Genomic DNA, 21121 nt, shown 5'->3' on the forward strand with positions numbered 1-21121 from the left:
GCTATCAGCTGTCAGCAATCAGCTAAACCACCAAAAATCTGATGGCTGACCGCTGATGGCTACCCAAACAATTCTTCGCGGCTCACTACTGCCGTGCCCAGCTTGCCGACCACGATACCTGCAGCCTTGTTGGCCATGCGCATCGCTTCCGGCAGGTCGGCACCGGATGCCAGCATCACGCCCAGGGTGGCGATCACGGTGTCGCCGGCGCCGCTGACGTCGAACACTTCGCGCGCCAGGGCGGGTTCGGTGAGGGCTTCGCCGTCGCGATACAGTGTCATGCCTTCTTCGCTACGCGTCACCAGCAGGGCCTGGAGGTTGAGTTGCGTGCGCAGTTGCTGCGCCTTGCGCGTCAGTTCCTCTTCGTTTTTCCAACCCCCGGCAACCTGTCGGAATTCGCCCCGGTTGGGGGTGAGCAGGGTGGCGTTGCGGTAGCGCTCGTAATCCTCGCCCTTGGGGTCGGCCAGGACCGGCTTGCCGGCCGCGCGCGCCAGTTCGATCATGCGCGCGATGTGGGTCAGGCCGCCCTTGCCGTAGTCGGACAGGATCACCACGTCGGTATCGCCCAGCATGCGCTCGAAATCCGCCAGCTTGTTTTGCAGGACTTCATGGCCCGGCCAGGTTTCGAAGTCGATGCGCAGCAGTTGCTGCTGGCGTCCGATGACGCGCAGCTTGATGGTGGTGTCGAGACCGGCATCGCGGTGCAGCACCACGTTGATGTTTTCGTGCGTCAGCAGGCGCGCGAGGTTGTCGCCCGCCTCGTCGGTGCCCGCTACCGAGAGCAGCGCCACTTTCGCACCCAAGGCGGCGGCATTGCGCGCCACGTTGGCCGCGCCGCCGGGGCGCTCCTCGGTTTTGCTCACATGGACTACCGGTACCGGTGCCTCCGGGGAAATGCGGCTGACCTCGCCGAACCAGTAGCGGTCGAGCATGACGTCGCCCACTACCAGGACGCGGGCCTGTTTCAACTCCTCACTCCTCACCCCTCACTCCTCAACTATTTACAGTCTTCCAATCGGGAAATATTCCAGTCCCTGCTCGCGCACCATTTTCGGCTCGTACAGGTTGCGTCCGTCGAAGATCACCGGAGTCTTGAGGTTGGACTTGATGACGCCGAAATCGGGCGCGCGGAACTCCTTCCATTCGGTGACGATGGCCAGGGCATCCGCATCGGCCAGCGCCGCAGCGGGGGAGTCCACCAGCTTCAGGCGCGGGTCGTCGCCGTAAATGCGATGCGTTTCTTCCATGGCGGCGGGGTCGTAAGCCGATACTGTCGCGCCCATTTTCCACAGGCCTTCGATCAGCACGCGGCTGGGGGCCTCGCGCATGTCGTCGGTGTTGGGCTTGAACGCCAGACCCCACAGCGCGATGCGCTTGCCGGACAGGTCGCTGCCGAATTTCTGCGTGATCTTTTTCAGCAGAATGTGCTTCTGCTCGTCGTTGGCATCTTCGACCGCTTTCAAGACCTGCAACTCGACGCCGTTGGCACGCGCGGTGCGCTGCAGCGCCTGCACGTCCTTGGGGAAGCAGGAGCCGCCGTAGCCGCAACCGGGGTAGAGGAAGTGGTAGCCGATGCGCGGGTCGGAGCCGATGCCGTGACGCACGTGCTCGATGTCGGCGCCGAGGATTTCCGCCAGGTTGGCGAGCTCGTTCATGAACGAGATGCGCGTGGCCAGCATGGCATTGGCGGCGTATTTGGTGAGTTCGGCGGACTTGATGTCCATCACGATCAGGCGTTCGTGGTTGCGCTGGAATGGCGCGTAGAGCGCGCGCATCAGGTCGGTCGCCTTGGCGTTGTCGGTTCCCACCACGATGCGGTCGGGGCGCATGAAGTCTTCCACCGCCGCGCCTTCCTTGAGGAACTCCGGGTTGGACACCACGCTGAAATCGAGCTTCGAGCCGCGTTTCTGCAGTTCTTCCTGCACTGCTGCGCGCACGCGGTCCGCAGTGCCGACCGGTACCGTGGATTTGTCCACGATGACCTTGTATTCGTTCATGTTCTGACCGATGGCGCGTGCCGCGGCGACCACGTATTGCAGGTCGGCGGAGCCGTCCTCGTCGGGCGGAGTGCCCACCGCGACGAACTGGATCACGCCGTGGGCAGCGCTTTCCGCCACGTCGGTGGTGAAGCGCAGGCGGCCGGCAGCCTGGTTGCGTTGCACCATGTCTTCCAGACCGGGTTCGTAAATGGGGATCTGGCCTTGCTTGAGCATGCCGATCTTGCGTTCGTCAAGGTCCAGGCAGACCACATCGTTGCCGACTTCCGCCAGGCAAGTGCCCGTCACGAGGCCGACATAGCCGGTTCCAATTATGCTGATTTTCACTTTGAGTCTCCGATGGTTGCAATTTCCTGCCGGATGGCCTGCAGCGCCTGCAGGGGGTCCGGCGCCTGGGTGATGGGTCGTCCGATCACCAGATAATTCGATCCCGCGCGCAGCGCTTCTGCCGGGGTCATGACGCGGTTCTGGTCGTCTTTTGCCGCGCTGGCGGGACGGATGCCGGGCGTCACCAGGCAGAAGTCCGGCCCTTGTTCCTGCCGCAACACTGCTGCTTCCTGGGCGGAACAGACTACGCCGTCAAGATGACAGCTGTGCGCCAGGCCGGCCAGTCGCCGCACCAGTTGTTGAGGTGCTTCGCTGATGCCCAGGTCGGCCAGGTCATTCGCGCCCATGCTGGTGAGGACGGTGACGGCGATCAGCTTGGGGCGGTTGGGCGTGGCATCTATGGCTTCGCGCGCAGCGCTCATCATGGCGCGGCCTCCCAATGCGTGAACGTTGACCATCCACACGCCGAGAGCGGCCGCCGCCTTGCATGCCTGGGCCACGGTGTGGGGGATGTCGTGAAATTTCAGGTCGAGGAATACGCCGTAGCCCTGTCCGACCAGGTGCTCCACCCAGGCCGGGCCGGCGGCGGTGAACAGTTCCTTGCCGACCTTCAGTTTGCACAGCTGTGGGTCGAGCCGGGCTACCAGTGCGGATGCCGCCTCCGTGGTGGCGTAATCCAGCGCCACGATGATTTTCGGGTCGCTTGTCATGTGAGATCCTGATCTTCGGTGCGTTTCGGGGGGAAGCTTTCCCAGCCGCCGCAAGCGGGGCAGTGCCAATGAAATTGCCGCGCCTTGAAGCCGCAGTTCTCGCAGCGGTAGAGCGCGAGGCGCTGGCTGTGCTGGTGGATGAGGTTCTTCACCAGGGCAATGTCCTGGCGGCGTTCGGCGGGGGCATCCAGCAGCGCGGCTTCGAGCAGTTTGTCCAGCCCGAGCAGGCTGGGGTTGCGCCGCAGCTCGTCGCGCACCAGCTCATAGGCGGCGCGCGGACCATCCTGCTCCAGTGCGGCCTGAAATGCAGTGCTTAACAGGTCGATGGAGGGCGCCTGAGCGAGGTAGTTGCGCAGCAGGGCGAGGCCTTCAGCGTTTTGTCCCAGCGCGCGATAACTGGCCAGCAGGCGTCCCGCTGCCAGCGGCAGGTAAGCCGGATTCTGGGTTTCGATGAGCTTCCAGAACTGGATGGCCGAAGCGTGGCGGTTGGCTTGCGCCTCCATGTCTCCCAGCATCAGGTTGGCGCGCGCGCAAGCTCGAGCGGTTTGCAAGGCCTGCTCGAGGTGGCTGCGTGCGGCATCCAGCGCCGAACGGGCGATTTCGCTTGCTGCGAGTTCGCAGTAGAACTGGGCGATTTCGCGCTGGAAAGAGGTGGGAGAAGTAGCGCTAAGCTGTTGCGCAATGGCAATGGCGTTTTCCCATTCGCGCTCCTGTTCATATATTTCCAGCAGGAACTTGCGTGCCTGTTCGCCGTAAGCCGACTGGCTCATGCCGCTGAAAACCTGTTCCGCACGGTCCAGCAGGCCGGCCTTGAGATAATCCTGGCCAAGCTCGAAGGTGGCTTTCAGTTTCTTGTCGGCGTCCAGGTCGGTGCGCGCCACCAGGGTCTGGTGCATGCGGGTGGCGCGCTCCACCTCGCCGCGACGGCGGAACAGGCTGCCCAGGGCGAAATGCAGTTCCACCGTTTCCGGATCGGCGCGAACCACTTCGATAAACGATTCGATCGCCTTGTCCTGCTGTTCGTTGAGCAGAAAGTTCAGGCCCCTGAAATACGAATCCGGCAGGTTGCGGGATTCGGACTGGATGTGCTTGATGTCGATGCGTGCGGCGAGCCAGCCGAGGCTGAAAAACAGCGGTAAGGCAAGCAGCCACCAGTATTCAAATTCCATCGTCAGCCTGCCGTGTGGTGAATGCCGGGGTGTTCGTGGCATGCTCGGAAACTTGCGCTTTCACTGGCGCATGCAGGTTGCGCAATTCGCGCCGCAGTTTGGCTGTTTCGCGCCGTTGCTTGAATATGAATCCGAGCGACGCGGCAATGCCGGCGCCCGCGCCAACGCAGAATACGGTCAGCACAACCACCACCAAAGGCGCCTGCCACTGGTAGCCGAGAAAATAGTGCAGGGTCACCGGTTCGCTGTTCTTGATGGCAAAGCCTAATGCCAGCATGAAAAGCACGATGCCGAAAACCCAGGAAAGATAACGCATGTTTTTTTATATGGGCGTTAACAAGCGTGGACAGGAAGCATGGGCCGGCTTCTGTAAAAACTCGAGAATCATGTTTACCCGTTCAGCTATTCAAATAAAAAAGCGAAATAAAAAAGCGGCACAATCTTGCGATAATGCCGCCATCTTAACTTACCGGCAAGCTGCGCCAGTTAATTCTATTCTGGATAGTCTACTCGTTCCCGCAATTCCTTGCCTGCCTTGAAATGCGGAACGAATTTTTCAGGTACGCTGACTTTGCCACCGGTTTTTGGGTTACGGCCAACACGTGGAGGGCGGTAGTTCAGGCTGAAACTGCCGAAGCCGCGAATCTCGATACGTTCGCCCTGGGCCAAGCTTTCCGCCATGGCTTCCAGAACAGTTTTGACCGCGAGCTCCGCATCCTTCGCTACCAATTGCGGATAGCGTGCCGCCAACTTGTTAATCAGTTCTGACTTGGTCATGAATATTCCCTGCTTGAGTCGGCCGGCCGGGGTGAGCTCCGGCCGGCCTCCGCTCGAACCTTACTGGCCGCTGTTTTTGTTGTCCAGCTTGGCTTTCAGCAGGGCACCCAGGTTGGTCGTACCGGCGCTGGCAGCGCTTTGCTCGCTGGCCATCTTGTGCATCGCGTCGGTCTCGTCAGCCATGTCCTTGGCTTTGATGGACAGGCTGATGTTGCGGTTCTTGCGGTCCACGCTGATGATCTTGGCCTCGACTTCGTCGCCTTCCTTGAGGTGGCTGCGAATGTCTTCGACGCGATCGCGGGAAACTTCGGAAGCGCGCAGGTAACCTTCCACTTCTCCGTCCAGGGAGATGGTAGCGCCCTTGGCGTCAATTGCCTTGACCGTGCCCTTGACGATGTCATTCTTGTCGTGGGTGGAGATGTAGTTGGAGAAGGGGTCACCATCCATCTGCTTGATGCCCAGAGAGATGCGCTCTTTCTCGGCGTCGATGGCCAGAACCACGGCTTCCACTTCGTCGCCCTTCTTGTAGTTGCGCACAGCTTCTTCGCCGGGCATGTTCCAGGACAGGTCGGAGAGGTGAACCAGGCCGTCGATGCTGCCCGGCAGGCCGATGAAGATACCGAAGTCGGTGATCGACTTGATCTGGCCGTGCACCTTGTCGCCCTTCTTGTGGCCGGCGGCAAATTCGTCCCATGGGTTGGGCTTGCACTGCTTCATGCCCAGGGAAATGCGGCGGCGTTCTTCGTCGATTTCCAGAATCATGACTTCGACTTCGTCGCCCAGGCTGACAACCTTGGCGGGGTGAACGTTCTTGTTGGTCCAGTCCATTTCGGACACGTGAACCAGGCCTTCGATGCCCTGTTCGATTTCCACGAATGCGCCGTAGTCGGTCAGGTTGGTCACCTTGCCGAACATGCGGGTGCCTTGCGGGTAGCGGCGGGACAGGTTGACCCACGGATCGTCGCCCAGTTGCTTGATGCCCAGGGAGACGCGGTTCTTTTCCTGGTCGAACTTGAGGATCTTGGCTTCCACTTCGTCGCCCACGGTCAGCACTTCGGACGGATGCTTGACGCGGCGCCATGCCAGGTCGGTGATGTGCAGCAGGCCGTCGATGCCACCCAGGTCCACGAATGCGCCGTAGTCGGTGATGTTCTTGACGATACCCTTGACCACTGCGCCTTCTTTCAGGTTTTCCATCAGGGCCTGACGCTCGGCGCCCTGGCTGGCTTCCAGCACGGCACGACGCGAAACCACCACGTTGTTGCGCTTGCGGTCGAGCTTGATGACCTTGAATTCCATCTGCTTGCCCTGGTAAGGAGTCGTGTCCTTGACCGGGCGGATGTCCACCAGCGAGCCGGGCAGGAAGGCGCGAATACCGTTCACCGTCACGGTGAGGCCGCCCTTGACCGAGCCGCTGATCACGCCGGATACCAGCGTGCCTTCTTCCATGGCCTTGTCGAGGTCGTTCCAGGCCGCCATGCGCTTGGCTTTTTCGCGCGACAGCTTGGTCGAGCCGTAGCCGTCTTCCATGGCTTCGATGCAAACGCTGACGAAATCGCCAACTTTGACTTCGATTTCGCCCATGTCATTCTTGAATTCGTTGGCGTCGATCACGCTTTCGGACTTGAGGCCGGCGTTGACGATCACCACGTCGTTGTCCACAGACACGACTTCGGCGGTGATCAGTTCACCCGAGCGCATTTCCTGGCGTTGCAGGCTTTCTTCAAACAGGGCGGCAAAACTTTCGGAGGAGGCGGTAGCAGTAGTCATAAAAAATAAAATCCACAAACCCGTAATGAGCCACGGGGCAAGTTGTTGAATGTCGGAACCTACAATGTTGCGGAAAAAGTTAAACGGCGCATTTGTGCCGGCCGGTTTGCCGGTAAACGCGCCGCTTCAGGGTTCCGCAAAACCTTAATTCCAGACGCCTGGCGGCCGGTTATGCCTGATAACGCCTCAGCACCTCGTTGACCGCTGCGGCGATGGTGAGGGTGTCGGTGTCGAGCAGGCTTGCGTCCGCGCATTTCTGCAGGGGGGCGACGCTGCGTGCGCTGTCGCGCGCATCGCGTTGCTGGAGATCCTGCAAAATCTGCGAAAGATTAGCACGCATTCCTTTTTCCATCAACTGTTTATAGCGTCGTTCGGCACGTACTTCGGCGCTGGCGGTGAGGAAAATTTTAAGAGTGGCATCGGGAAATACCACCGAGCCCATGTCGCGGCCGTCCGCCACCAGTCCCGGAGCCTTGCGGAAGCTGCGCTGGAACGCCAGCAGGGCTGCGCGCAAGCGCGGCAGCGAGGCGATTTTCGAGGCGGCGTTGCCGGATTCTTCGGTACGCACCGCTTCGCCGACTTGCGTTCCGTCCAGCCAGATTTCGCCGTTGTCGAAACTGACGTCCAGCTTGCCAGCCAGTTCGGCCAGCGCGTTTTCGTCATCCAGGGCGATGCCGGCGCGTTGCGCCGCGAGGGCGGTGACGCGGTAGATCGCACCGCTGTCGAGGTAATGGAAGCCTAGTTCTTTGGCCACCAGTGCGGCCACTGTGCCTTTGCCTGAAGCGGAGGGGCCGTCGATGGCGATGACCGGAATTGCAGGTGAGGAGTGAGGGGTGAGGGGTGAGGAGGCGTTCATTGGTATTTAGGCGTTTTGGGCAATGGATTGCAATTTCGGGAAATAATCGGGGAAGGTCTTGGCCGCGCACTTGGGGTCGTTGATGCGCAGCGGTACGCTACCCAGCGCGATCAGGCCGAAGCACATGGCCATGCGGTGGTCGTCGTAGGTGTCGATCACGGCGTTGGGCGTCAACGCGGCTGGGGGGGTGACGCGGATGTAATCCGGGCCTTCCTCCACGGTCGCGCCCACTTTGCGCAGTTCGGTTGCCATGGCAGCGATGCGGTCGGTTTCCTTGACGCGCCAGCTGGCGATATTCCTGAGCGTGGTGGTGCCGTCGGCGAACAGGGCGGCCACGGCCAGGGTCATGGCGGCGTCCGGGATGTGGTTGCAGTCGAGGTCGATGGCCTTGAGCTTGCCGCTGCCGCTGGATTCGATCCAGTTGTCGCCCATGGTGATGTTCGCGCCCATGCTCGCCAGCGCTTCGGCGAAGCGTACGTCGCCCTGAATGCTGGATTTTCCCACCCCCTCCACGCGCACCGGGCCCTTGCCGATGGCCCCTGCCGCGAGAAAATAGGAGGCGCTGGAGGCGTCGCCTTCGACATGGATTTCACCGGGACTGCGGTATTGCTGGCCGGCGCGGATGGTGAATACCTGCCACTCCTGGCGTTCGACTTCGACGCCGAAGCGGCGCATGAGGTTGAGGGTGATCTCGATGTAGGGCTTGGAAATCAGCTCGCCCACTACTTCGATGTTCACGTCCTGCCCGGCCAGCGGTGCGGCCATCAGCAGGGCGGTGAGGAACTGGCTGGAAACGTTGCCGCGCACTCTTACCAAGCCGCGTAGCGCTACTCCGTCCCCCTCTCCCGCAAGCGGGAGAGGGCTGGGGTGAGGGAAAGCCGGCTTGATCGCCAGCGGCGGAAAGCCTTCATTGCCGAGATAGGTGATGTCGGCGCCGAGCTGGCGCAGGGCATCCACCAGGTCGCCGATGGGGCGCTCGTGCATGCGCGCCACGCCGCTCAGCTGATACGTCCCCTGCGACAGGGCCAGCGCGGCGGTCAGGGGGCGGAAGGCGGTGCCCGCATTGCCCAGGAACAAGTCACCGTGTTTGACCGGAAATGCGCCGCCCGCACCCTCGACGCGGTAGTCGCGGCTGGCGCCGTGCTGTTGCCAGTTGACGCCGAGCTTGCGCAGCGCTTCCAGCATGTGGCCGGTGTCGTCGGACGCGAGCAGCGCCTTGACTTCGGTTACCCCCTCGGCCAGTGCCGCGAGCAGCAGGGTGCGGTTGGAAATGCTTTTCGAGCCGGGCAGGACGACCGTGCCGCTGACCCGGGCGATGGGCGAAAGATCGAGAAATTCCATGGAATAAGAACCTATTGTGAATCCGGTTTGCCGGCGAGCCATTCGGCGCGGGCGGTGCGGGCGTGACCAAACACGATTTCCAGCGATTTGCCGTCGCTCTGCTCCAGCATGTCGCGCAGGCGGTCGAGCTGGGCCTGGTAGGTGTCGACTTCACGAATCAGCGCGTCGCGGTTGGCCAGGCAGATGTCGCGCCACATTTCGGGGTGGCTGCCGGCGATGCGGGTGAAGTCGCGGAAGCCGCCCGCCGCATAGCTGAACAGTTCCTTTGCGTTGGCGCGGAAGGCGATGTCCTCCACCAGGGCGAAGGCCAGCAGATGGGGCAGGTGGGAAACCGCGGCGAAAATTTCGTCGTGCTTTTGCGCCGGCATGGTAGTGACGATGGCGCCGCAGGTCTGCCACATGGCAGTAATGCGGGACACGGCAAGCGCGTCGTTTTCGGGCAGCGGCGTCACGACGACGTTGCGGCCCTGAAACAGATCGGCAAAAGCCGCTGCGGCGCCGCTCTTCTCTGCGCCGGCGATGGGGTGTCCCGGAATGAAGCGGGACAGATGGTCCGGCAGGTGTTGCTGGGCGTAGGCGATGACATCGCGCTTGGTGCTGCCGACATCGGTGACGATGGTGTGCGGCGACAGGCAGGTCGCAAGTTGCGCCAGGGTCGGCTGCATGGCCGCCACGGGCACGGCCAGCACCACCACGTCGGCATCTTTCACCGCGCTGGCCATATCGGTTTCGATACGGTCGACGATGCCCAGCGTTCTGGCCGCTTCCAGGTTCTCCCGGCTGCGGCCGAGGCCGACGATTTCCTTAACCGCCCCCGCTTCGCGCAGCGCCAGTGCAAGCGAGCCGCCGATCAGGCCGACGCCGATGATGACGAGTTTGTTAATCATGCAAGAAACCAACCACGGAAGACACGGAAGACACGGAAATTTGGTAGGTTTTTCCGTGTTCTCCGTGGTTCACGCTCAGATCGACCGGCCGATTGCGCCGGCGATCGCGCCCAGCGAGCCCATCAAGGTCTTCAGCTCATCCGGGGTGAGGGCCTGGTCGGCGTCGCACCAGGCTTCGCACGGGGTCGGGTGCATTTCCACCAGCAGACCGTCGGCGCCCGCGGCGATGGCGGCGCGGGAGAGCGCCGGCACCATCCAGGCTTTGCCGCCCGCGTGGGACGGGTCGACGATGACCGGCAGGTGAGTTTCCTTCTTCAGCACCGGAATGGCGGTGACGTCGAGCACGTTGCGGTAGTAGGTCTCGAAGGTGCGAATGCCGCGTTCGCAGAAAATGATGTTGTGGTTGCCGCCGGCGGCGATGTATTCGGCCGCCATGAGCCATTCCGAAATGGTGGCGGACATGCCGCGCTTGAGGATCACCGGCTTGTTGATGGTGCCGACTTCCTTCAGCAGGTCGAAGTTCTGCATGCTGCGCGTGCCGATCTGGATCACGTCCACGTCGTGCTTCATGAAGGTGTCCAGCTGGCGCGCATCCATCAGCTCGGTGACCATGGGCAGGTTGTAGCGCTCGGCCGCCTTGCGGAACATGACCAGGCCTTCCTCGCCGTGGCCCTGGAAAGCGTAGGGGCTGGTGCGGGGCTTGAAGGCGCCGCCGCGCATGAGGCGGCAACCGGCCTCATGGACGAATTTGGCGGCCGCGTCCATTTGCGGCTGGGTTTCCACCGAGCACGGGCCGGCGATGATCTGGATCTGGTTGCCGCCGAGCTTGATGCCCTTGATATCGACAATGGAATCCTGCTTGTGCCATTCGCGTCCCACGATCTTGTAGGGCTTGACGATGTGCATCGACTGTTCCACGCCGGGCAGGGCATCGAACAGTTCCTGGTCGAGCTTGCGTTCGTCACCGATGGCGCCGATGACGGTGCGCTCGGTGCCGCGCGACACGTTGGCGTCAAGGCCGTATTCGCGGATCTTTTTGACCACGCCTTCGATTTGTTCTTCCGTGGCGCCATTGTTCATTACGATGATCATTTTGACTCTCCGAGGGCGATCTCTAGCGCCTGTAAAAATTTGGTGTTTTCCGCCTTCAGCCCAATGCTGACGCGGAGGTGTTCGGACATGCCGTAGTTGGCGACCGGGCGCACGATGACGCCCTGCTTCAGCAGGCTGTGGTTCACGGCGGCCGCATTGCCCACTTTCACCGCTACAAAGTTGGCGCAGGACGGGATATATTCAAGCCCCAGCCGTTTGAAGCCATCCGTGACTTGCTTCATGCCTGCATCGTTGATGTCGATGCACTCCTCCAGGAACGCATCGTCCAGCATCGCGGCCACGGCTGCGGCCTGGGCCATGCTGTTGGCGTTGAACGGCTGGCGCACGCGGTTAAGCAGGTCCGCCACTTGCGGATGAGCCAGGGCAAAGCCGAGGCGCAGGCCCGCCAGGCCATATGCCTTGGAGAAGGTGCGGGTGATCACCAGGTTGGGGAATTTCTTCAGCCAGGCGATGGAATCGCTGCTCTGGTCCTTGGGCAGGTATTCGGTGTAAGCCTCGTCCAGCACCACCAGCACCGTGTGCGGAACCTGTTCGAGGAAATGCTCCAGTTCTTTCGCGCCCAATAGCGTGCCGGTGGGATTGTTGGGGTTGGCGATGAAAATCACCCGCGTGTCGTCGTTTATCGCTTCCAGCATGGCGGTGAGGTCGTGGCCGTAATCGCGCGCCGGCGTTTCGATGCCGCGTGCACCGACCGCCTGGGTCGCCAGGGGGTAGACGGCGAAAGCGTACTGGGAATAGATGGCCGACGTGCCGGGCGCGAGGAAGGCGCGCGCCGCCATTTCCAGCACGTCGTTGGAGCCGTTGCCGAGCACGATCTGGTTCAGCTCCACGCCGTATTTTTCCGCCAATGCGGTCTTGAGCAGGAAACCGTTGCCATCGGGGTAGCGCGCGACTTCCATCAGCACGTTCTCCATCGCCGCCAGCGCGCGCGGGCTGGCGCCGAGCGGGTTTTCGTTGGAAGCGAGCTTGACGATGTCTTCCTCGGCCAGGTCCATTTCCCGCGCCAGTTCGGCGATCGGTTTGCCCGGCTGGTAGGGCGCGATGGCGCGCACGTAGGAGGGGGAGAAGTTACATAGATCCATGATATACCCGCGTGTTACAGAACTGCGGCCGGATAGGAGCCGAGTATCTTCAGGAAAGCGGCCTTGTCGCGCAGTTCGGCCAGGGCTTGCGCCACTTTTTCGTCCTGATGATGGCCTTCCACGTCGACGAAAAACATGTATTCCCACAGGCCGGTGCGGGAGGGGCGGGACTCCAGCTTGCTCATGCTGACACCGAAGCGGGCGAACGGCGCCAGCAGTTCATAGACCGCGCCGGGCTGGTTTTTCGACGACAGCACCAGGGAGGTCTTGTCCCTGCCCGAGGGCGCGGCGTCGTGGAGCGCGATTACCAGGAAGCGCGTGGTGTTGTTGGGTTCGTCCTCGATGTTCTGCGCCACTTTTTCCAGGCCGTAAACCTCGGCTGCCGCTTCGCCGGCGATGGCTGCGGCATTTTCATCCTCGCTCGCCAGCTTCGCCGCCTTGGTGTTGCTCACCACCGGAATGCGCTCCGCGCCCGGCAGATGCTGGTTGAGCCATTCGTGGCACTGAGCCAGGGACTGGGCATGGGAATACACCTTCACCGCCTTGGCCATGGTGCCGGGCTTGCGCAGCAGGAACTGGTGGACGCGCAGGTCGACTTCGCCGCACACCTTGAGCGGCGCTTCCAGCAGCAGATCCAGGGTGGTTCCCACCGCGCCGCCGGTGGAGTTTTCCACCGGCACCACGCCGTAATCGACCGTGCCGGCTTCGACGTTGCGGAACACGTCGTCGATCGAGGCGCAGCCTTCGGTATGCGCGGCATGACCGAAATGCTTGATGGCGGCAGCCTGGCTGAAGGTGCCTTCAGGACCGAGATAAGCCACTTTCAGCGGTTTTTCCAGTGCCAGGCAGGCGGACATGATTTCGCGGAACAGGCGCGCCACGGATTCGCCGGACAACGGGCCGGGGTTGTTTTCCTTGACCCGACGCAGCACCTGGGCTTCGCGTTCGGGGCGGTAGATCAGGCCGCCGCCCTTGAGCGCGCCGATGGCCTGGGCGTGCATGGCGCGGGCATTGACGAGCTTGAGCATCTCGTCGTCGATGGCGTCGATGGCCGCGCGGTGTTGTTGCAAAGCTTTATCCATGCCGGCGCTCGAAGTCCTGCATGAAGTCGACCAGCGCCTGCACGCCTTGCGGCGGCATGGCGTTGTAGATCGAGGCGCGCATGCCGCCCACCATCTTGTGGCCCTTGATGGAGACGATGTTCTGTTTCTTCGCTTCGGCGACGAACAGCTCTTCCAGCCCCGGCTTGTTCAGGGTGAATGGGACGTTCATGCGCGAGCGGCAGGCGGGCTCGACCGGGTTGTGGTACAGGCCGCTGTTGTCGATGGCCTGGTAGAGCAGTTTCGCCTTGGCGATGTTGGTTTGCTCCATGGCTGCAAGGCCGCCCTGTTTTTTCAGCCACTGGAACACCAGCCCGGCGACGTAGATGGAATAGGTCGGCGGCGTGTTGAGCATGGAGCCGTGCTCGGCCTGCACTGCGTAGTCGAGCATGGTGGGCAGATTCGTCGGCGCGCGGCCGAGCAGGTCTTCGCGCACGATTACCAGCGTGAGGCCGGCCGGGCCGATGTTCTTTTGCGCGCCGCCGTAGATCAGGCCGTATTGGCCGATGTCGACGGGGCGCGACAGGATGTGCGAGCTCATGTCGGCGACGATAGTGGCGGAGGTCCGGAACGCGGACAGGTCGTGAATTTCCACGCCGTGCACGGTTTCGTTGCTGCACACGTGCAGGTAGGCCGCGTCGGGGTCGAATTCCAGCTCCGACGCGGCGGGCAGGCGGGTGAAATTGCTGGCCTCGGTCGTGGCGACCAGGCGTGCGCTGCCGACTTTCTGCGCTTCCTTGAAGGCTTTCTTCGACCAGGCGCCGGTGACCAGGTAGTCCGCCGAGCGGCCGGCGAGCAGGTTGAGCGGGATCTGGGCGAACTGCATGGTCGCGCCACCCTGCAGGAACAGTACCTTGTAGTTGGCAGGAACGCCAAGCAACTCGCGCAGGTCGGCCTCCGCCTGGGCGATGATGGCGGAAAAGTCCTTGCCGCGATGGGTCATTTCCATCACCGACAGGCCGCAGTCGTGCCAGTTGAGCAGTTCGTCGCGAGCCTGCTCCAGGACTTCCCGGGGGAGCATGGCAGGGCCGGCGCTGAAGTTGTAAGTTCGTTCCATGATGAATTCTAAATTCGATAAAACAATTTAACCACGGAGAGCACGGAGAAAGTCTTTGTCTGTATCCGTGCTCTCCGTGTGCTCAGTGGTTACAAGGTCGGCTCTTCATCTGCGTCGTCGGACTCATCCGACTCCACCACTTTTTCCAATCCGGTGAGCTTCTCGCCCTTGTCCAGGTTGATCAGCGTCACGCCCTGGGTGGCGCGGCCCATTTCGCGGATTTCCTTGATGCGGGTGCGGATCAGCACGCCGCCGGTGGTGATGAGCATGATTTCGTCTTTTTCTTCCACCAGCGTGGCGGCGACCACCTTGCCGTTGCGTTCGCTGGTCTGGATCGCCATCATGCCCTGGGTGCCGCGTCCGTGGCGGGTGTACTCGGTGATCGGGGTGCGCTTGCCGTAGCCGTTTTCGGTCGCGGTCAGGACGGACTGGTTTTCGTTTTCCGCTACCAGCAGGGAAATGACTTTTTGTGCTTTTTGCAGGCGCATGCCGATTACGCCGCGTGAGTTGCGGCCGGTATCGCGCACGTCGCCCTCCTCGAAGCGCACCGCCTTGCCGCCGTCGGAGAACAGCATGATGTCGTGCTTGCCGTCGGTGATGGCGACGCCGATAAGGAAGTCGTCCTCGTCCAGGTTGATGGCGATGATGCCGCGCTTCATGGGGCGCGAGAAACTGGTCAGCGGGGTCTTCTTGACGATGCCGCTGGAAGTGGCCATGAAGATGAAGTGATTTTCGTCGAACTCCTTGACCGGCAGGACGGCGTTGATCTTCTCGCCTTCTTCCAGTTGCAGCAGGTTGACGATCGGCTTGCCGCGCGAGATGCGGCTGCCCTGCGGCACTTCGTAAACCTTGATCCAGTACACCCGGCCGCGGTTGGAGAAGCACAGGATGTAGTCATGGGTGTTGGCGATGAACAGGTTGTCGATGAAATCGTCTTCCTTGGTCGCCGTCGCCTGCTTGCCGCGTCCGCCACGCTTCTGCGCCTTGTATTCATCCAGCGGCTGGGACTTGATGTAGCCGGTATGCGAGAGGGTGACCACCACGTCCATCGGCGTGATCAGGTCTTCCATGCTCAAGTCCTGGGCGTGGGCGATGATCTCGCTGCGCCGCTTGTCGCCGAACTGGGTTCGGATCGCGACCAGTTCGTTGGTGATGATTTCCGTCACACGTTCCGGGCGCGCCAGGATGTCGAGCAAGTCGGCGATGCGCAGCATCACGTCCTTGTATTCGTTGACGATCTTGTCCTGCTCCAGGCCGGTCAGGCGCTGCAGGCGCAGTTCCAGGATGGCCTGGGTCTGTGCTTCGGAGAGGCGGTAGCCTTGCGCAGAAAAGCCGAACTCGGGAGCCAGCCCCTCCGGACGGGAGGCATCAGCGGCCGCGCGCAGCAGCATTTCTTCCACCAGCGGCGAACGCCAGGTGCGCTCCATCAGGCTGATCTTGGCGGCGGCCGGTGTCGGGGCGGCCTTGATCAGGGCGATGATTTCGTCAACGTTGGACAGCGCCACGGCCAGGCCTTCCAGGATATGGCCGCGTTCGCGCGCCTTGCGCAGTTCGAACACGGTGCGGCGCGTGACCACTTCGCGGCGGTGGCGCAGGAAGGCGTCGAGCATCTGCTTCAGGTTGAGCAGGCGCGGCTGCCCGTCCACCAGGGCCACCATGTTCATGCCGAAGGTGTCCTGCATCTGCGTGTCTTTGTACAACTGGTTGAGGATCACCTCTGGCACTTCGCCGCGTTTCAGCTCGATCACCACGCGCATGCCGGACTTGTCCGACTCGTCGCGCAGGTCGGAAATGCCCTCGATTTTCTTCTCGCGCACCAGTTCGCCGATCTTGATGCACAGGTTGGCCTTGTTTACCTGGTAGGGCAGTTCGTCGACGATGATGGCCTGGCGTTCGCCCTTGCCGATGTCTTCGAAATGGCAGCGCGCGCGCATCACCACGCGGCCGCGCCCGGTGCGGTAGCCTTCCTTGACACCCACCGTGCCGTAAATAATGCCGGCGGTGGGGAAGTCGGGCGCCGGCACGATCTCGATCAGTTCCTCGATGCCGGTGTCGGGGTCTTCCAACAGCTTGAGACAGGCGTCCACCACCTCGTTCATGTTGTGGGGCGGGATGTTGGTGGCCATGCCGACGGCAATCCCGGAGGAGCCGTTGATCAGCAGGTTGGGAATCTTGGCCGGTAGCACCAGCGGCTCGAATTCGGAACCGTCGTAGTTGGGGCCGAAATCCACCGTCTCCTTGTCGAGGTCTGCGAGCAGTTCATGGGCGATTTTGGCCATGCGGATTTCGGTGTAACGCATCGCGGCGGCATTGTCGCCGTCTACCGAGCCGAAGTTGCCCTGGCCGTCCACCAGCGGGTAGCGCAGGGAAAAGTCCTGCGCCATGCGCACGATGGTGTCGTATACGGCGGTGTCGCCGTGGGGGTGGTATTTACCGATCACGTCGCCGACGATACGCGCCGACTTCTTGTAAGCCTTGTTCCAGTCGTTGGAAAGCTCGTGCATGGCGAACAGGACGCGGCGATGCACAGGTTTCAGGCCATCGCGCACATCCGGCAGCGCGCGCCCCACGATCACGCTCATGGCGTAATCGAGGTAGGAGCGGCGCATTTCTTCTTCCAGGCTGACCGGGATTGTTTCTTTGGCGAATTGATCCATAAATTTTATGTGTTTGCTTTATTGAGCGACAGAATTTTGAACGCGCAATATTAGCACGCGGGGGTATTTCAGGCCATATTCAGCGAAGGACTGCCGATTTTTTGCATGGGCTCGAAGCCATGGTGCGAGCATGTTGCCTATGTCGGGATATAAATGGGTGTTTTTGGAGTGTCGTTTATATGCAACACAGGCGCTAGAATTAGTCTAGGCGAGCTTGCTCGCGGGGCGTTTTTGTGTATCATTGCAGCAACAAAAAGATTCATATAAATGAAACAAGAATCAAGCATCACGTAGCACAAATAACAACTTTTAAAGAAGAGGGGATATGAGCATGAAATTGAAAAAGATTGTAGGCGTTCTGGCAGCGATCGGCATTGCCGCACCGGGTGTGGCAATGGCAACTAACGGTTATTTTGCTCATGGCTATGGCATGACTGCCAAAGGCATGGGTGGTGCATCCACTGCGATGGCCAAAGACACCTTCGGTGGCGCCAATAACCCGGCCAGCATGGTTTGGGTGGGTAATCGACTGGATATCGGCGTGGATTGGTTCCGTCCGATTCGCAGCGCTGAGCGTAGCGGTGCTGCAGACCCGACCATGAATGGCTCTTCGAAGAGCGACAGCAATGATTTCGCCGTGCCGGAATTTGGCTACAACAAGATGCTTAATGCGAATATGTCTTTGGGCGTCACGGTTTACGGTAATGGTGGTATGAACACCGACTATAAAGGCGGGGAACTTCCAAATGTTGGTGGTACCTGTCAAGGCTTTAACCCGGCTGGTGCGGCGGGCGCTCCATATAACTTGCTTTGCGGCAGTGGGAAATTGGGCATCGATCTGATGCAGTTGATCATTGCACCGACATTTGCCTATAAAGTGAACGAAAGCAACTCCATTGGTGTTTCTCCCTTGCTTGGCTATCAGCGTTTCAAGGCGGATGGTCTGCAGGCTTTCTCCGGATTTTCTGCTGACGCCAACAATCTGACCAACAAGGGCTATGACAGCTCGACGGGCTATGGTATTCGCGTTGGCTACATGGGTAAGATCAACGACATGGTGACGGTTGGCGCAGCCTATGCCTCCAAGATGAAAATGGGCAGTTTTGACAAGTACAAAGGCCTGTTTGCCGAACAAGGCGGTTTCGACATGCCTGAAAACTGGAACGTCGGCATTGCAGTCAAAGCTAATGCCAAAACAACCGTGGCCCTTGACTACCAGCGTATTAATTACAGCGGCGTGAATTCCGTTGGAAACCCCAGCACCAATATGAACCCAGCCATCGCCAGCACCCTTGGGCCTGTTAATGGACGTGGATTTGGTTATAGTGACGTTGATGTTGTGAAACTGGGCGTGGAATACGCTTATAGCGATGCTTTGACGTTGCGCGCCGGCTATAGCCACACCAACAATCCGATCTCGTCGCGCGATGCGACCTTCAACATCATTGCTCCGGCCGTAATCGAAGATCACTTCACCCTTGGCTTCACCTATGCTCTGGATAAGAACTCGGAAATCACCATGGCCTACATGCATGCCCAGGAAAACAGCGTATCCGGCAGCAGTCTGTTCAATACATGGACCGGCAATACTTCCGGAACGGAAACAATCAAGATGTACCAAGACTCCCTCGGCATCGCTTATGGCATGAAGTTCTAATATTGCCATTGACCGTGTTGTGTGAAGCAAACTAAACAGGGCTGGAACTGAGAAATCAGTTCCAGCCCTTATTTTTTGGAGGAACATGATGAAGAAAATCTTAATAGCATTTGCTGCTCTGATCTGGGCGCCGCTCGCCTTCGCCATTACGCCGTATGTTTCCGGCGACAAAGTGGGTGGCGGTGACGTTAACGCCGTGATGGGTCAGGTCGAGAAAAAACTGACCGCTGAAGGTTTCACCGTGGTGGGCAAGTATTCGCCCAAGGGCGTGAGCCAATATGGCGTGGTGGTGGTGACGGACAAAGGCATTCTGGATGCTGTCCGCAACCTCGGCGGTGCGACAATCGTGGGTGCTGCCATTCGCGTGGGTGTGAAAGCCGACGGTACCGTCAGCTACATGAATCCCGAATACTGGTACCGTGCGTTTTTCCGCAAGCAGTATAGTTCCGCCGAGCCGGCAGTGAAGGCGCTGGAAGTCAAATTGCAGAAGTCGCTGGGCGCCGGCAAGGGTTTTGGCGGGGACGAGTCCGCAGGGGATCTGCCGAATTACCACTACATGGTGGGCATGGAGCGTTTCGAGTCCAACAAGAACGAGCTGAAGAGCTATGCCAGCTTCGAGGCCGCGGTGAAGGCGATTCAGGACAACCTGGCAAAAGGCACCAACAAGACTTCCAAAGTTTACGAGATCGTGATGGCGGACAAGAAAATTGCCGTGTTCGGTGTCGCCATGAACGACCCCAAGACCGGCGAAGGCGTCTGGCTGAACAAGATCGGTGTCGACCATATTGCCGCGCAGCCGTATGAAATCTACGTGGTCGGTGGCAAGGCAAGTGCTTTGTATGGCCGCTACCGTATCGCGCTGGGCTGGCCCACGCTCGGCATGGGGACTTTCATGAAGATCAGCGATTCTCCGGATGAAATCCTGGAAACGTTGACCGGCGTTGCTGGTGGCACCTACGAGAAGTCCAGCGCGTTCTGATTTATTTTTCTTCCTGCAAAGCTTGCCGGAGGAGTTCAAACCCCGCACACGCGGGGTTTTTTATTGATTGAAATGGGAATGTGATGCAGTTGAGAAAGATGGTTGTGGTCCTCGCGGGTCTGGCTGTGCCGGGCGTAAGTTTTGCCACCAATGGCATGAACATGGAAGGTTATGGCCCTATCGCGCTCGGCATGGGCGGTGCATCGATGGCATACGATAACGGCACGGCCGCGATGATGAATAACCCGGCCACGCTGGGCTTGTTGAGCGAAGGCCACCGGGTTGATCTGGCGCTCGGCTTCATGGGGCCGAATGTGGAGGCCAGCGCCGGCGGCGCGACTGCTCATTCTTCGGCAGATGCGTTTGGCGGTCCGGCTTTTGGCTGGAGCGACAGGCACGACAAATTGACCTACGGTGTCGGCGTGTACGGCCAGGGTGGAATGGGAACGCAATACGACCGCAATAGTTTCATGAGCGCGGGAACGGGGCTGGAAACAAGGAGCGAGTTGTCGGTTGGCCGGCTGCTTTTTCCGCTCACTTATAATGTAACGCCCGACCTGGTGGTCGGCGGTTCATTCGATTTCGTGTGGGCCGGTCTGGACCTGAAAATGGCCATGACTACAGCACAGATGGGGGCGATGAGCGCGGCGGGAAACCTTTCTCTCAGTCCCAATGCCAGCGCGGGACTCGGCGCGTACTTTGGTTGCGGCACGTGCCAGGGATATTTCGATTTCTCGAACGGCAGTCCCTTTACCGGTAAAGCTCAGGCGACTGGGTACGCCGGCAAGCTCGGATTCGTCTATAAGGTGAACCCGCAGTTTTCCGTCGGAGCCTCTTATCACTCGGTGACACAGCTAGGCGACCTGGAAACCGATGGCGCCAAAGTGTCCATGATTGACAATGGCAATGCGGCAGGGGGCTCCACGACGCTGACAGGCAAGATCAAGGTCATCAACTTCCAGTGGCCGGAAACCTATGGCGTCGGCGTGGCCTACCAGGCAAACGACAAACTGATGCTGGTCATGGATTACAAGCGCATTAACTGGTCGAAGGTCATGAAGGATTTTCATATGACCTTTAGCAGTGCAGGCGATGTGTCCCTGGATATGCGGCTGCCGCAGAACTGGGTGGATCAGGATGTGTTCATGGCGGGCTTTTCCTACCAGGCGAGCGATGCGTTGGTGCTGCGCGCGGGCGTAAACGTGGCGAACAACCCGGTGCCGGATTTCGACATGCATCCCCTGTTCCCGGCCATCATCAAAAATCACGTGACTGCAGGCTTCGGCTACCGCTACAGCAAGGCATCGACTATCGACTTTGCTTATAGCTACGCCCCGGAAGTGACCGTAACCAACGGGAGCGGCATTGCCGTGAGCCACAGTCAGAACAATATGCAGTTCATCTATAGCTTCCGATACTGATCGCCATCGATTGCACCTGAAACCGGCCAAATGGCCGGTTTTTTTATGATGTGCCGAAATTACGCTTGACAGGCTGTTTATTCACACCCCCGAATAAATGCCATTTGTCATTTTTCAATGCACGTTGTTCTGGTGCGTGTGATTTGTAACATATTGTAAATAAAAGATAAATAAATCGTTCATTTGCTGTGCTGCACAATAAAGTCCTGTTGGCTCAATGG

The 21121-nt window shown here is 60.2% G+C and carries 18 protein-coding genes; 3 read left to right on the top strand and 15 right to left on the bottom strand.

Annotated features, from left to right (window positions below; genetic code table 11):
- Positions 1-59: 59 nt before the first annotated feature.
- The 15 genes from rfaE1 to gyrA all read right to left on the bottom strand — a co-directional run bounded on the left by rfaE1 (position 60) and on the right by gyrA (position 16843).
- Positions 60-968 carry a D-glycero-beta-D-manno-heptose-7-phosphate kinase gene (gene rfaE1, locus SKTS_RS03675; protein ID WP_280513680.1) on the bottom strand — a complete coding sequence of 303 codons (909 nt, stop codon included), beginning with the start codon at positions 966-968 and terminating at the stop codon, positions 60-62.
- A gap of 33 nt (positions 969-1001) precedes the next feature.
- On the bottom strand, positions 1002-2324 hold the full coding sequence (locus SKTS_RS03680) for a UDP-glucose dehydrogenase family protein (protein ID WP_173060495.1): 1323 nt from the start codon (positions 2322-2324) through the stop codon (positions 1002-1004).
- Complete coding sequence (gene pyrF, locus SKTS_RS03685) at positions 2321-3034, bottom strand: orotidine-5'-phosphate decarboxylase (protein ID WP_173060498.1); 714 nt, start codon at positions 3032-3034, stop codon at positions 2321-2323. The genes SKTS_RS03680 and pyrF overlap by 4 nt, the downstream gene beginning before the upstream one ends.
- The gene (gene lapB, locus SKTS_RS03690; RefSeq protein ID WP_173060502.1) at positions 3031-4203 is read right to left on the bottom strand and encodes a lipopolysaccharide assembly protein LapB; all 1173 of its coding nucleotides are present in this window, start codon (positions 4201-4203) and stop codon (positions 3031-3033) included. Before lapB ends, pyrF begins: the two co-directional genes overlap by 4 nt.
- Positions 4193-4519, bottom strand: a complete 327-nt coding sequence (locus SKTS_RS03695) for a LapA family protein (RefSeq protein ID WP_173060505.1) — start codon at positions 4517-4519, stop codon at positions 4193-4195. Before SKTS_RS03695 ends, lapB begins: the two co-directional genes overlap by 11 nt.
- Before the next feature lie 176 nt (positions 4520-4695).
- A complete protein-coding gene (locus SKTS_RS03700; RefSeq protein WP_173060508.1) occupies positions 4696-4980 on the bottom strand; it encodes an integration host factor subunit beta in 285 nt (94 codons plus the stop codon).
- Positions 4981-5040: 60 nt separating this feature from the next.
- Positions 5041-6750 carry a 30S ribosomal protein S1 gene (gene rpsA / locus SKTS_RS03705; RefSeq protein ID WP_173060511.1) on the bottom strand — a complete coding sequence of 570 codons (1710 nt, stop codon included), beginning with the start codon at positions 6748-6750 and terminating at the stop codon, positions 5041-5043.
- Between the two features lie 169 nt (positions 6751-6919).
- On the bottom strand, positions 6920-7606 hold the full coding sequence (gene cmk / locus SKTS_RS18920) for a (d)CMP kinase (protein ID WP_173060514.1): 687 nt from the start codon (positions 7604-7606) through the stop codon (positions 6920-6922).
- A 6-nt stretch (positions 7607-7612) separates the two neighbouring features.
- Positions 7613-8947: a 3-phosphoshikimate 1-carboxyvinyltransferase gene (gene aroA, locus SKTS_RS03715; RefSeq protein WP_173060517.1), complete on the bottom strand. Its 1335-nt coding sequence runs from the start codon at positions 8945-8947 to the stop codon at positions 7613-7615.
- 11 nt (positions 8948-8958) lie between these two features.
- Complete coding sequence (locus tag SKTS_RS03720) at positions 8959-9834, bottom strand: prephenate dehydrogenase (RefSeq protein WP_173060520.1); 876 nt, start codon at positions 9832-9834, stop codon at positions 8959-8961.
- 75 nt (positions 9835-9909) lie between these two features.
- Entirely contained in the window at positions 9910-10926 is a 1017-nt protein-coding gene (gene aroF, locus SKTS_RS03725) for a 3-deoxy-7-phosphoheptulonate synthase (protein WP_173060523.1), read from the bottom strand.
- Positions 10923-12029, bottom strand: coding sequence for a histidinol-phosphate transaminase (hisC, locus tag SKTS_RS03730; protein WP_173060526.1), 1107 nt, complete (start codon positions 12027-12029; stop codon positions 10923-10925). The genes aroF and hisC overlap by 4 nt, the downstream gene beginning before the upstream one ends.
- A 14-nt stretch (positions 12030-12043) precedes the next feature.
- The gene (gene pheA / locus SKTS_RS03735; protein ID WP_173060529.1) at positions 12044-13111 is read right to left on the bottom strand and encodes a prephenate dehydratase; all 1068 of its coding nucleotides are present in this window, start codon (positions 13109-13111) and stop codon (positions 12044-12046) included.
- Positions 13104-14186, bottom strand: a complete 1083-nt coding sequence (serC, locus tag SKTS_RS03740; protein ID WP_173060532.1) for a 3-phosphoserine/phosphohydroxythreonine transaminase — start codon at positions 14184-14186, stop codon at positions 13104-13106. Before serC ends, pheA begins: the two co-directional genes overlap by 8 nt.
- Before the next feature lie 89 nt (positions 14187-14275).
- Positions 14276-16843, bottom strand: a complete 2568-nt coding sequence (gyrA, locus tag SKTS_RS03745; protein ID WP_173060535.1) for a DNA gyrase subunit A — start codon at positions 16841-16843, stop codon at positions 14276-14278.
- A 331-nt stretch (positions 16844-17174) separates the two neighbouring features.
- Between gyrA and SKTS_RS03750 the strand changes: the two genes are divergently transcribed.
- The 3 genes from SKTS_RS03750 (at position 17175) to SKTS_RS03760 (ending at position 20900) form a co-directional block, all read left to right on the top strand.
- Complete coding sequence (locus SKTS_RS03750) at positions 17175-18500, top strand: OmpP1/FadL family transporter (protein ID WP_173060538.1); 1326 nt, start codon at positions 17175-17177, stop codon at positions 18498-18500.
- A gap of 88 nt (positions 18501-18588) precedes the next feature.
- Positions 18589-19479 carry a hypothetical protein gene (locus SKTS_RS03755; RefSeq protein ID WP_173060541.1) on the top strand — a complete coding sequence of 297 codons (891 nt, stop codon included), beginning with the start codon at positions 18589-18591 and terminating at the stop codon, positions 19477-19479.
- Between the two features lie 83 nt (positions 19480-19562).
- The gene (locus SKTS_RS03760) at positions 19563-20900 is read left to right on the top strand and encodes an OmpP1/FadL family transporter (RefSeq protein ID WP_173060544.1); all 1338 of its coding nucleotides are present in this window, start codon (positions 19563-19565) and stop codon (positions 20898-20900) included.
- Positions 20901-21121 lie beyond the last annotated feature (221 nt).

The sequence above is a fragment of the Sulfurimicrobium lacus genome, assembly GCF_011764585.1.
GTDB lineage: Bacteria > Pseudomonadota > Gammaproteobacteria > Burkholderiales > Sulfuricellaceae > Sulfurimicrobium > Sulfurimicrobium lacus.